This is a genomic window from Pseudomonas sp. FSL R10-1350, assembly GCF_009600525.1.
GTDB classification, from domain to species: Bacteria; Pseudomonadota; Gammaproteobacteria; order Pseudomonadales; family Pseudomonadaceae; genus Aquipseudomonas; species Aquipseudomonas helleri.
Window position 1 is genome coordinate 33,826 of record NZ_WIVR01000021.1, and the last position, 13,144, is coordinate 46,969.

Sequence of the window (13,144 nt, forward strand, 5' to 3'; positions counted from 1 at the left end):
CTCAGCCGATTAGCCGGCAGCATCAAGACTGACTGAGGAAGGATTAGCATGAGCCAGACCAAAACCCTGACGACCGCCAGCGGCGCCCCTGTTGCTGACAACCAGAACTCTCGTTCGGCTGGGCCTCGGGGCCCGTTGTTGCTCGATGACTTTCACCTGATCGAAAAACTCGCGCACTTCAACCGCGAAAATATTCCAGAACGTCGCGTGCACGCCAAAGGTTCGGCTGCCCATGGCACGTTCACACTGACCCGTGACATCAGCCAATACAGCAGCGCCAAGCTGTTTGACACCGTTGGCAAGCAAACCCCGACTTTCTTGCGCTTCTCAACCGTGGGCGGTGAACGTGGCTCTGCTGACACCGAGCGCGACCCGCGTGGTTTTGCTCTCAAGTTCTACACCGAAGAAGGCAACTGGGACATCGTGGGCAACAACACCCCGGTTTTCTTCATTCGTGATCCGCTGAAATTCCCTGACTTTATCCACACCCAAAAACGCTTGCCGCAAAGCAACCTGAAAAGTGCGCAGATGAAGTGGGATTTCTGGTCGCATTCACCAGAATCGCTGCACCAGGTCACCATCCTGTTCTCGGACCGCGGCATTCCTGATGGCTACCGCCATATGCACGGTTTTGGCAGTCACACCTACAGCCTGATCAATGCGGCCGGTGAGCGTCATTGGGTCAAGTGGCATTACAAAACCAAGCAAGGCATCAAGAACTTGCCACCAGAAGAAGCTGCACGTCTGGCAGGTACTGACCCGGACTACGCCCAGCGCGACCTGTTCGAAGCCATCGAGCGTGGTGACTATCCGAAATGGCGTGTATGCATCCAGATCATGACCGAGGCCCAAGCGGCAACGCATCGCGACAACCCGTTCGATGTCACCAAAACCTGGTCGCAAAAAGAGTTCCCGTTGATCGAGATCGGCGAACTTGAGCTCAACCGCAACCCGCTCAACTACTTTGCAGAAGTTGAACAGGCGGCGTTTGGTCCAAGCAACATGATCCCGGGTGTAGGTCTCTCCCCTGATCGCATGCTCCAAGGCCGTGTATTCGCTTACGCGGATGCGCACCGTTACCGTGTCGGTACCAACCACCAGCACCTGCCCATCAACGCCCCGCGTGTGCCTGCGCACAACTATCAGCGCGACGGTTCGATGGCCTATGGCAACAATGGGGGTGCTGCGCCTAACTACGAACCCAACAGCTACGCTGACGCGCCCAAGCAGGCCCCGCAGTATGCTGAACCACCCTTGGCGCTCAGTGGCGCAGCAGACCGCTACGACCACCGTGAAGACACCGACTACTACAGCTACGCCGGTGCTCTGTTCCGCTTGATGAATGATGACCAGAAAGCCCTGCTCATCAACAACATCGCCGGTGCGATGGAAGGCGTGACCGACGACGTTGTTCAGCGTCAGTTGCAGCACTTCCTCAAAGCAGACCCGGCCTATGGTCAAGGCGTTGCCAAAGCCTTGGGTGTAACGGTGAAGTAAGTCTAAGTGAGAAGCAGAACCGCCCTCAAATGGGCGGTTTTTGCGTTATTTAGACGTGTTTTCTGTGAAAATTAGCGTTTTTATTGCGATTGAGCCGTGACCTCTCAGTCAGCTTGGTTCAAACTACAGCCTTTCAGCAGGGAGATGTGGGGCGATGCTAGGGCACCCGGACGTAATCGATTACCTCAACACGTTGTTAACCGGCGAGCTGGCTGCACGTGACCAATATTTTGTCCATTCCCGTATGTACGAGGACTGGGGCTTCACCAAGTTGTACGAGCGTATCAACCACGAAATGGAAGAAGAGGCACAACACGCTGATGCGTTGATGCGCCGGATTCTCATGCTCGAGGGTACGCCACGCATGCGCCCGGACGATCTGGACGTCGGCACCACCGTGCCAGAGATGCTCGCCGCCGATTTGCGCCTGGAATACAAAGTCCGTGCTGCACTGTGCAAAGGCATCGAGTTGTGTGAGCTGCACAAAGACTACGTAAGCCGCGACATCCTGCGCATTCAGTTGGCAGACACCGAAGAAGACCACACCTACTGGCTGGAAAAACAGCTGGGCCTGATCAAGTCCATCGGTCTGCAGAACTACCTGCAATCGCAGTTCTGATCGGCAGTCTTCACGCCCAACAAAAAGCCCCTGTCATTTCGCAATGACAGGGGCTTTTTAATACCGCGAATTAAGCGCGGTCGCGGATCAGTAACGGCTTCAGGTAGAAGCCGGTGTGAGACTGCGTCATCTCAGCCACTGCTTCCGGCGTGCCGGTCGCAATGATCTGCCCACCTTTCGAGCCGCCTTCCGGGCCGAGGTCCACCAGCCAGTCTGCGGTTTTGATCACATCCAGGTTGTGCTCAATCACCACCACCGTGTTGCCGTGGTCGCGCAGCCTGTGCAGCACTTCCAGCAATTGCTTGATGTCCGCAAAGTGCAGGCCGGTAGTCGGCTCATCAAGGATGTACAGCGTTTTGCCGGTGTCGCGCTTGGACAGCTCGCGAGACAACTTGACCCGCTGTGCTTCACCGCCTGACAGCGTCGTGGCGGACTGCCCGAGCTTGATGTACGACAAACCTACGTCCATCAACGTTTGCAGCTTGCGCGCCAGTGCAGGGACTGCATCGAAGAACTCACGCGCTTCTTCGATCGTCATCTCCAGCACTTCATGGATGCTCTTGCCCTTGTACTTGATCTCAAGGGTTTCGCGGTTATAGCGCTTGCTCTTGCAGACGTCGCACGGCACGTAGATATCCGGCAGAAAGTGCATTTCTACCTTGATAAGGCCATCGCCCTGACACGCCTCGCAGCGCCCGCCTTTCACGTTGAACGAGAAACGCCCTGGGCCATAACCCCGCGAACGGGATTCAGGCACGCCCGAAAATAGCTCGCGGATCGGCGTAAACAGCCCCGTGTAGGTTGCCGGGTTGGAACGCGGCGTCCGGCCAATCGGGCTTTGATCAATGTCGACGACTTTATCCAGGTGCTCCAGCCCCTTGATGCTGTCATGGGCGGCAGCTTCCAGGGTGGTGGCGCCATTGAGTGCGGTGGCACTCAGCGGATACAGCGTGTTGTTAATCAGCGTCGACTTGCCCGACCCCGAAACACCGGTCACGCAGGTCAGAAGACCAATCGGGATCTCAAGGTCGACGTTGCGCAAGTTGTTGCCGCGGGCGCCCTTGAGCGACAGCGTCAGCTTCTTGTTGCGTGGCGTACGTTTGGCAGGAACTTCAATTTTCACCCGGCCAGACAAGTACTTGCCAGTGAGCGAGTCAGGGTGCGCCATCACTTCGGCAGGCGTACCCTCAGCCACGATATGCCCGCCATGCACCCCGGCACCCGGGCCGATGTCCACCACGTAATCCGCCAGACGAATCGCGTCTTCGTCGTGCTCAACCACAATCACCGTGTTGCCGATATCGCGCAGGTGCTTGAGCGTGCCCAGCAAACGGTCGTTATCGCGCTGGTGCAAACCAATCGAGGGTTCGTCGAGGATGTACAGAACGCCCACCAAACCCGCGCCAATCTGGCTGGCCAGACGAATCCGCTGCGCTTCACCGCCCGACAGCGTGTCGGCACTGCGGTCCAGCGACAGGTAGTCGAGGCCCACATTCACCAAAAACTGCAGGCGCTCGCGGATTTCTTTAAGGATTTTGTCCGCAATTTCACCACGCCGTCCGGTCAGGCTCAGGCTACTGAAATACTCAGTCGCATCACCAATCGGCATATTGGTCACGGCCGGCAGGTTTTTCTCACCCACCCATACATGACGGGCCTCGCGGCGCAGGCGGGTGCCACGGCAATCCGGGCAAGACTGCGTGCTGAGGAACTTGGCCAGCTCTTCACGCACCGTGGCAGACTCGGTTTCCCGATAGCGACGCTCAAGGTTCGGCACAATCCCTTCAAACGGGTGCGCGCGCTTCACGATGTCGCCGCGATCATTCAGATAACGGAAATCCACGTTCTGAGAGCCACTGCCGTACAGAATGACTTTCTGCTTGTCGGCAGGCAGTTCATTGAACGGCACTTCAAGGCTGAAATCGTAATGCTTGGCCAGCGCCCCGAGCATCTGGAAGTAATAGACGTTACGACGGTCCCATCCGCGGATGGCACCCTCGGCCAGGGTCAACTCACCGTTCACCAGGCGCTTGATATCAAAGAATTGCTTCACCCCCAGACCGTCGCACGTCGGGCACGCGCCAGCCGGGTTGTTAAAGGAAAACAGCTTGGGTTCAAGTTCACTGATGGCATGGCCACAGATCGGGCAGGCGAAGCGCGCAGAGAAGATGATCTCTTCACCCGGCTCATCGTCCATCGGCGCGACCAGCGCAATACCGTCGGCCAGCTTCAGGGCCGTTTCAAACGACTCCGCCAAGCGCTGCTGCAGGTCAGCACGCACTTTAAAGCGGTCAACCACCACATCAATGGTGTGCTTCTTCTGCTTGTCGAGTTTAGGCAGCTCATCCAGCTCACAGAGCTTGCCGTCCACACGGGCCCGTACAAAACCCTGCGCACGCAACTCCTCAAACACCGACAGGTGCTCACCCTTGCGCTCGCGGATCACCGGCGCCAGCAGCATCAACTTGCTGCCTTCGGGCTGAGCCAGCACCAAGTCAACCATCTGGCTGACCGTCTGGGCTTCCAGGGGGATGTCGTGGTCCGGGCAACGCGGGATACCGACGCGGGCGTACAGCAGGCGCAGGTAATCGTAAATCTCGGTGATCGTACCGACCGTAGAGCGCGGGTTGTGCGAGGTCGACTTCTGCTCGATCGAAATCGCCGGTGACAACCCTTCGATGGTATCGACGTCGGGCTTTTCCATCATCGACAAGAACTGGCGGGCATAAGCCGACAAAGACTCGACGTAACGTCGTTGGCCTTCGGCATACAACGTGTCAAACGCCAGGGATGATTTGCCGGAGCCAGACAGTCCGGTGATGACGATCAGTTTGTCCCTTGGCAGGGTCAGGTCGATGTTCTTCAGGTTGTGGGTTCGTGCCCCACGTATCAGGATCTTGTCCACTGCGGCCTCGCTTGGCGGGCATAACGTAAACGACTGAGTATACGTATCTGCGGGAAAACTGTGCAGGTCCTTGATGGCTGCATGTCATCAGCGGCTGCTGACGTTGGGTGTGTGTTCTGTCAGGTGTTTCTTAACTTTTACGTGACAAAGCGTCGCGGCCCGCTCCTGTGTGTGCTGTTACTCGATGGGACTGATAGAATCGCCGCCGGTTCACATGAGGTTTTTCCATGCACGATCCCCAAAGCGAACGCATGAGTGGCAGCGAGACCCGCGCAGCCAGCGGTCTGGCACTTGTGTTTGCGTTCCGTATGCTTGGCATGTTTATGGTGTTGCCGGTTCTGGCGACCTATGGCATGGACCTGGCAGGCGCTACACCTGCACTGATTGGATTGGCGATAGGCGCTTACGGCCTGACTCAGGCGCTCTTTCAGATCCCGTTTGGGATCATTTCCGACCGCATTGGCCGACGCCCGGTCATCTACCTCGGGTTAATCGTGTTTGCCCTGGGCAGCGTGCTGGCGGCTCAATCGGATTCCATTTGGGGCGTGATTGCAGGGCGCGTCCTGCAAGGCGCTGGCGCTATTTCGGCGGCCGTGATGGCGCTGCTCTCAGACCTCACCCGCGAACAGCACCGCACCAAGGCCATGGCCATGATCGGTATGACCATCGGCTTGTCGTTTGCCGTTGCCATGGTCGTCGGGCCGCTGCTGACCCGCGCCTTCGGCCTGTCCGGGTTGTTCCTGGCCACGGGGGCGATGGCGCTGCTGGGCATCGTGATCATCCGGTTTATGGTGCCGCGTTCTACCGACACCTTGCAGCACCGCGAATCCGGTGTGGCCAAGCAGGCCTTGTTGCCGACCTTGCGCCATCCCGACCTGCTGCGCCTGGATTTGGGCATCTTTGTGTTACACGCCATGTTGATGTCCAGCTTCATTGCCTTGCCGCTGGCGCTGGTCGAAAAAGCCGGCCTGCCCAAAGAGCAGCACTGGTGGGTCTACCTCACCGCGCTGCTGATTTCTTTCTTCGCCATGATCCCGTTCATCATCTACGGCGAAAAGAAACGCAAAATGAAACGAGTTTTGCTCGGCGCCGTCAGTACGTTGATGCTGACTGAGCTATTCTTCTGGCAGTTCGGTGACAGTTTACGAACGTTGGTGATCGGCACGGTGGTGTTCTTCACCGCGTTTAACCTGCTGGAGGCGTCATTGCCTTCATTGATCAGCAAGGTGTCACCGGCGGGCGGCAAAGGGACGGCGATGGGGGTGTATTCCACCAGCCAATTCCTCGGTTCGGCACTGGGCGGCATACTCGGCGGCTGGTTTTTCCAGCATGGCGGTTTGTCGGCTGTGTTCCTGGGATGCGCAGCTCTGGCTGCACTCTGGCTGGTCTTTGCTGTTACCATGCGCGAACCACCTTACGTAACAAGCCTGCGCTTGCCGTTGTCGCCTCAAGCGTTGCGCGAAGCAGGTCTGGCAGAGCGTTTAAAGGCCGTTAAGGGCGTTACAGATGCAGTGGTCGTGACTGAAGAGTCTGCGATTTATATCAAATTGGACACCGAACTATTGGATCGCGCGACACTTGAGCAGCTGGTTAACCCGGCGCCGGTGCGCGAAGCCTAGGAGAACGTTATGGCCCGTGGGGTTAACAAAGTTATATTGGTCGGCACATGCGGCCAGGATCCCGAAGTTCGCTACTTGCCTAACGGTAATGCCGTGACCAACCTGAGTCTGGCAACCAGCGAACAATGGACCGACAAACAAACCGGTCAGAAAGTCGAAAAGACTGAATGGCACCGTGTATCGATGTTCGGCAAAGTGGCCGAAATCGCTGGTGAATACCTGCGCAAGGGTTCGCAGGTGTACATCGAAGGCAAGCTGCAAACCCGTGAGTGGGAAAAAGACGGTATCAAGCGTTACACCACCGAAATCGTGGTCGACATGCAAGGCACCATGCAACTGCTGGGTGGCCGTCCACAGGGCGACCAACAAAACCAGGGCGGCGGTAACAACTACCAGCAATCCGCTCCGCGTCAGCAGGCACAACGCCCTGCGCCGCAACAGCAGGCTCCACAGCCAGCCGCGGACTTCGACAGCTTCGATGACGATATTCCGTTCTGACGAACACCTGAGACCTAAATCTAAGGTTTCGTTCTGAAAGCCCCTGTACAGGGCAATGCTGTTCACATAAGGGAAAGCGAACCCTGTAGGAGCGAGCTTGTCTCGCGATCTTTTGATCTTTTAAAAGCTCGCGAGACAAGCTCGCTCCTACAGTTACTCGTACGCATCTCATAAGTGAACAGCATTACCTGTATAGGGGCTTTTTTTATGGTTTTACGACGCGAAGTTTTAAACCTTGAAGTGTTGTCCCCATCAGGAAAAAGCTTAGGCAAGCACACATTCACCATTGACCGTCCGCCACAGTTCTAGCGGATTGCCATCCTGTAGCGCTGCCGGCATCAAGGCCGCAGGCAGGTCCTGATAACACACCGGCCGCAGGAACCTGTCGATGGCGCTGGCGCCGACCGCGCTGCTGCGGCTGTCCGAACTGGCCGGGAACGGGCCGCCGTGCACCATCGCGTGCGAGACCTCGACGTTGTTCGGGTAACCGTTCGCCAAAATCCGCCCCGCCTTGCGCTCAAGAATGGGCAACAGTTTTCGTGCCAGCCCATGATCAGCCTCATCCAGGTGCAAGGTCGCCGTCAGTTGGCCTGACAGGTGCTCGGCGACTGCCAGCATGTCTTCTTCATTCTTGCAGGCGACTATCAGCGAGCTGGGGCCGAATGTTTCGTCGCCCAGTCGTCCTGTCGTCACAAAGGTGGCTGCATCCGTTACGAACAATGCGGCTTGCGCTGCACATGGCTTTTGCGCGGGACCACCGTGGCCCAGCGTCGTAACACCGTTGATAGTGGCCGTCTCCTCGACCCCAGCGAGGTAAGCCTGATGAATGCCCGGCGTCAGCAGGGTTGCCGCCGCCTTTGTGCGCAGGGTATCCAGGGCTGTGTCGCAAAACTGGGTCAGGGACGGGCCTTCCAGGGCAATCACCAAGCCAGGATTGGTGCACAGTTGCCCCGCACTCATTGTCAGCGCCTCGACGAATCCCCGGCCGATTTCGCTGGCGCGCATCGACAGCGCATGCGGCAACAGGAACACGGGATTGATGCAGCTCATTTCGGCGTACACCGGAATCGGTTCGCTGCGTTGCGCCGCCGTACGCATCAGCGCCAAGCCGCCTTGTCGCGAACCTGTGAAGGCGACGGCCTTGATCGCGGGATGGCTGACCAGGGTTTGGCCGAACAGATGACCGTCGCCTATGAGCAGGGAAAACACGCCCTCTGGTAACGAGTGAGCAGCGGCTGCCTGCTGAATCACCTGGCCAACCAGTTCAGACGTACCCAGATGAGCTTCATGCGCCTTGACCACGATCGGGCAGCCAGCGGCCAGGGCGGCGGCGCTATCGCCGCCGGCAACCGAAAACGCCAGGGGAAAATTGCTCGCACCAAACACCGCCACCGGACCGAGGGCGATCTTGTGCAACCTCAGGTCGGGGCGAGAAGGGAGGCGCGTCGGCAACGCGCTGTCCAGGGTGGCGCCGAGGTAGTGGCCATCGCGAACAACCTTCGCGAACAGCCGCAACTGGCTGACGGTGCGGCCCCGCTCGATGATCAGGCGCACAGCAGGCAATCCCGACTCCAGAGACGCGCGCTCGATCAGCGCAGCCCCCAACGCCAAAATGCCCGTGGCAATCGCTTCCAGAAATTGAGCACGCTGCTCTGCCGTGGTCGCGCGGTAGCGATCGAAGGCTTGTTGCGCCAGCGTGCAGGCCTGCTCAATCTCAGTTATACCGCCGACGCCGAAGTCGGGGCTCAGCGTTTCATGGGTGGCAGGGTTGATTGCACACAGCGATCCGTTGTCGCCACGCACGGCTGATTGGCCGATGAGCATTTTGCCGGTAATCATCATGTTTCCTATCGCTTGCTGTGCCATCGTCAGGCCTGATTTTTCGTTGAAATGAACTGCGCAGGCGGTTCGCTCTAGGTATAGCGGTAGCGGCCCAGCACAGCCTGCGGGTCCATCAACTGCTGCATGGCCCTGCTGATGTGCTGCACTTCAGGCGCCGTGTACTTGCTGTAATAAGCGGCATTCATTGGCCCGACACCATGCTCTGCACTGAAGCAGCCGCCGTTTTCGGACACCCGCTTATAAATGCCGCTGCGCACAGCGACGATCTTGGCGATGCCGTACTGGGCGATATGCGCGTGCGGGACAAGCACAATCAAATGGCAGCCGCCGTCGGCAAAATGGCCGAAATCGTAAAGCTGCAGCAGCGGATGTTCCTGCTCTAGCCACTGTGCAGCTTGATCTCTGAAAGCCACTAACTGTGATCGCGAGAACGCCACGTCGAATGAGAGCGGGATACCTTCCTTGGCGATGGCCAACGGCAGGTTGTCTCGCAGTGGCCAAAAGCTGCTGGTGTTACCCAGAACAGCGTCGAGAACCCGGCCGCTTTCATACAGCGCTTCCAGCACCTGTTCGGTTCGTTGCGCAAAAACTGTGTGTAAGCCAGGCATGCTGCTGGCAACTTCAATCAGGGCATAACAGCTTGCCGACGATTGGCTGAACGGGTGGCGCAGGGTAGGAAAGTTGCGCAACGTAATGGCGAGCGCCGCCTCGGATATCACTTCGAACGCACACAGCAGATCGCCAAATTGAAGTTCGAAGGCCTGCAGCACCTCAAGCGCTGTCCCATGGTCAGGCAAGGCAACAAACATGCTCTGTGTCGACTGATCGAGGCGTTTGAGCTCAAGCGTCGCCGCCGTAATGATCCCGAAGGCGCCGCCGGTGCCGACAAACATCTGCTTGAGGTCGAGCCCGGTATTGTTCTTGCGCAACGGCGCGAGCAACTGCACCACGGTGCCGTCGCCGTCGGCCAGCACCACCTCGATGCCGAGCAGGTTATGGCGCACGTCGCCATGCTTGAGCAAGCGGCTGCCGCCGGCATTGGCGCCGATCAGTCCGCCTATCGCCGGATCGCTGCCGACATCGATAGGGAAACACAGCGAATGGGGCTCCAGTTGGCGATTCAACTCAGACAAGAGCACACCAGCGTCGACAATGACCGTGCGGTTCAAGGGATCAATCTCGCGCACTCGGCGTAAGCGCGAAAGGGACACGATGACTTGCGTGCCGGAGTTGTCGGTGACGGCGCCGCCCACCAACCCACTGCGATTACCTTGGGCGACCAGCCGTATGCGATGGCGCACCGCGATGCGCATCAGCGCGCTGACCGCGTGGGTATCACACGGGAGCACGACCGCCGCGGCTTTGCCCCGGCACTGCGCAACGTCGATTTCATAAGGTGCACAGGCCGCCCCGGTCAGCAGTGACGCCTGCCCCAGCCCCTCGGCGACTTCGATCAGGAACGCGTGGAGCCCCGATGCAGGTTCCAGGTTGCTCATGGCGTCGCAACCACGCGTTTGAGCAGTTGGCTGCGTGTGAGCACCAGCGCGACGATGGGCAATACGCCTCCCAGCAACGTGTTATGGCGAAAAGCCAGTGACACCGCGACGGCGATAGCAGCGGCCACCAGCAGCATCACCGAGAGTTTTCTAATCAACCCATGATCGCTGCTGGCTTCGCCGATAAAACCCAGTGGCGAAAGCCGGGTAGCGCCCAAGCCAATCACCAAAACGCACGCCAGCACGGGTGCAGCCCCCAGCTCCTGCCCCCACACTTGCAACGCCGCGGTAGAGACCCACGCCAGCAGGGCGCCAATCATCAGGTACAGATCCACGCCCAGTGCGATCCAATGGCCAGGGCGGTACTTGAACAGCCAGAACACGTGCGCAATGCTCAGAATACCGCTGACCACATACGCGGTATCCCAGCGCACGCCTGCCTCACCTGGGCCAAAACGGCCATACAAAAGGAACACGATAACCGGAATGAATGCGCTGGCATTCGACAAATAGGCACGGCCTAGCTTGCTGATAGACATGCTGGTTTCCTTGAATAGAGATGCAATGAAATGCCCGGGGTCGGGGCTTAATTTTTGTGCCAGCGGAACATGAAGGTAGCGGCGGTAAGGAACAAAGCGGTCCAGCCTGCCAGGGCCAACAGGGGCAGCCACAGCGAAGCCAGGGACGCACCGTCGAGCATCACTTGGCGCAGTACCGAGACAAACTGGTTGATCGGAATCACCGAGAGCATGGTTTTGATCCAGGCGGGCGCATCGTTCAACGGGATGGTCAGGTTGCCGAAGAACAGGGCCGGGTAATGGATCAGATGGCACAGCAATTCGGTTTCTTTTATCGAGGCGGTACGACTGGCCAGCAGGGTGCCGAGGCACAGCAACATGACGCCGCCCAGCACAATCACCGGCAACGCGCGCAAGGTCTGCACACTCCATAGCGAGAGGTCGATGCCATATCCAAACCGCGCCACCAGCAGCAAGGAGCCCACCGAAATCAGCATCATGACCACCCGCGACACGAGGATAGAGGCCAGAAAAACCAGCTTCGGCACAGGAAAGCAGGCGTAGATCTTGAGCGCGTTGTGTTCACGCAAGCTGGCAATTGACAAGGCGGTGGACATGATGCCGAGAGACATCAAACAGATGACCAAAATGCCGGTGGTAAAAAACTGGCCGTAGTCGAAGGGCTTGGCACCGGAGGCCGTGTCTTCGAAATGCACCAGGTCTGCCGACACAATGCCGCGCTTGGCCGCCGAACACCTGACCGCAGCAATCTCGATCACACGTGCGGCGGCGCGTACCGCGAGCTGGCCGTTGAAGTCGTATTGCACTTGCAACGGGCCATCGCCTGCCGGGAATACAATGCGCACCGTGTCTGCTGCGACGGAGGCAGTGTTGTGGACGGTTGAAAATTCAGCCTTTACGGGATCACCGCCCGCAAATGCCTGCTGGATCGCAAACTGGCAGTTGGTGTCCGGGCTGGTCTGGACCCCTGCCGCCACAAACTCGACCTTGACTGTACCGAGTGAGCCTCGATGACCGAAAGCCATCAGCATCACGGTCAGCAGCAGGATCGGGAAGGCCAGCGCCCAAAACAGCGCCGACTTGCTGCGAAAAAATCCCAGCAGTTCGTTGCGCGTCAATATCGCCAGTACGCTAAGCATCCAGTTCTCCTTGGGCGCAGAGGTGCAACATATCGCGGTAGTGGGTGGGGCCGAATTCACAGTGCTGGAACGCAACATTGCCGATCAGGCGGCGTATCAACGGCTCCAGTTCCTGCGTGCCATACACGCTGATTTCATTGCGTGATGGCATCGACAACCGCAGCGTGGCGCTTTCGCGTTGCAACTGCTGATAGATGGCGTTGACCTGATCAACATCGTCCAACTGCAAATAAGCATGGAAGGCGCCGACGAGGCGGTTCTTCAGTGATTCTTTATCACCTCGATACTCAACCCCGCCGTTGCACACCCACACCACGTCGCTGGCGGCATCCAGTTCTTCTTCCGAGTGGCAAATCATGATGATCGTCAGGCCGGCCAGGTCGTAGCGCAGCAGGTGTGCGACGCGCTCGATATACGCGCGGTCAAGCCCGGTAAACGGCTCGTCAAGGACTGCCAGTTCCGGGTGGTGGGCCAGCGCCACGAACAAATCGAGCCGCTGTTTCTGGCCGCGTGACAGTGCCCGATAAGGCAGTTTGCGCAGCGCTTCGATATCCAGAGCCTGCGCCACCTGCGGGTCTTGCTTGCCGTACAGGGCCAGATGCAAATCGAGGATCTCCCGCACATTCGACGAGTCTTCGTACTCGACCCGCTGCAATTGAACCCCCAGTCGCTTGCGGTGGCGGGTGCTTTGCAGAAAACGCGGCGCCGCCACCCCCAGAATCTGCGCTTCTTCCAGATGCGCCTGACGGAACCCGAGCAAGGCTTCGATCAGCGTGGTCTTACCGGCGCCATTGGGGCCGATGATGGCGGTATGCAGGCCGCGTCGAAAATGCAGATCGCGAACCTCGAAGCGGAAACTGCCGGCGCTGACCCGGATCAGTTTGGCTTCCATCGCATAAGTGGGCCTGGCTGCCAACTGCACCTCAGGATGCACGGCAGGTTCAGGCAGCCCGTGTTTGTCGTCTGTCAGCAGGATTGGACTGTTCATGG

The 13,144-nt window shown here is 58.6% G+C and carries 10 protein-coding genes; 4 read left to right on the plus strand and 6 right to left on the minus strand.

Going from position 1 to position 13,144, the window contains the following annotated elements; translation table 11 throughout:
* Positions 1–48 precede the first annotated feature (48 nt).
* Both GHO25_RS11970 and bfr read left to right on the plus strand, forming a co-directional pair.
* The gene (locus tag GHO25_RS11970) at positions 49–1,497 is read left to right on the plus strand and encodes a catalase (protein WP_048373827.1); all 1,449 of its coding nucleotides are present in this window, start codon (positions 49–51) and stop codon (positions 1,495–1,497) included.
* Between the two features lie 154 nt (positions 1,498–1,651).
* Positions 1,652–2,116 carry a bacterioferritin gene (bfr, locus tag GHO25_RS11975; RefSeq protein WP_048373825.1) on the plus strand — a complete coding sequence of 155 codons (465 nt, stop codon included), beginning with the start codon at positions 1,652–1,654 and terminating at the stop codon, positions 2,114–2,116.
* A gap of 70 nt (positions 2,117–2,186) precedes the next feature.
* Here bfr and uvrA read toward each other — a convergent pair whose 3' ends face one another.
* A complete protein-coding gene (uvrA, locus tag GHO25_RS11980) occupies positions 2,187–5,021 on the minus strand; it encodes an excinuclease ABC subunit UvrA (protein WP_048373823.1) in 2,835 nt (944 codons plus the stop codon).
* Positions 5,022–5,248: 227 nt separating this feature from the next.
* On the opposite strand from uvrA, the gene GHO25_RS11985 reads away from it, so the two are divergent.
* Complete coding sequence (locus tag GHO25_RS11985) at positions 5,249–6,640, plus strand: MFS transporter (RefSeq protein WP_048373821.1); 1,392 nt, start codon at positions 5,249–5,251, stop codon at positions 6,638–6,640.
* A 9-nt stretch (positions 6,641–6,649) separates the two neighbouring features.
* Positions 6,650–7,138 carry a single-stranded DNA-binding protein gene (locus GHO25_RS11990; protein ID WP_153390851.1) on the plus strand — a complete coding sequence of 163 codons (489 nt, stop codon included), beginning with the start codon at positions 6,650–6,652 and terminating at the stop codon, positions 7,136–7,138.
* Between the two features lie 264 nt (positions 7,139–7,402).
* Here GHO25_RS11990 and GHO25_RS11995 read toward each other — a convergent pair whose 3' ends face one another.
* From GHO25_RS11995 to GHO25_RS12015, 5 genes are all read right to left on the minus strand, one after another.
* Complete coding sequence (locus GHO25_RS11995; protein WP_153390852.1) at positions 7,403–8,980, minus strand: aldehyde dehydrogenase (NADP(+)); 1,578 nt, start codon at positions 8,978–8,980, stop codon at positions 7,403–7,405.
* A gap of 71 nt (positions 8,981–9,051) precedes the next feature.
* Complete coding sequence (locus tag GHO25_RS12000; protein WP_153390853.1) at positions 9,052–10,476, minus strand: FAD-binding oxidoreductase; 1,425 nt, start codon at positions 10,474–10,476, stop codon at positions 9,052–9,054.
* Positions 10,473–11,015 carry a permease gene (locus tag GHO25_RS12005; RefSeq protein WP_153328512.1) on the minus strand — a complete coding sequence of 181 codons (543 nt, stop codon included), beginning with the start codon at positions 11,013–11,015 and terminating at the stop codon, positions 10,473–10,475. The genes GHO25_RS12000 and GHO25_RS12005 overlap by 4 nt, the downstream gene beginning before the upstream one ends.
* A 47-nt stretch (positions 11,016–11,062) precedes the next feature.
* Entirely contained in the window at positions 11,063–12,154 is a 1,092-nt protein-coding gene (locus GHO25_RS12010) for an ABC transporter permease (RefSeq protein WP_153390854.1), read from the minus strand.
* Entirely contained in the window at positions 12,147–13,142 is a 996-nt protein-coding gene (locus GHO25_RS12015) for an ATP-binding cassette domain-containing protein (protein WP_153390855.1), read from the minus strand. The genes GHO25_RS12010 and GHO25_RS12015 overlap by 8 nt, the downstream gene beginning before the upstream one ends.
* Positions 13,143–13,144: the final 2 nt, after the last annotated feature.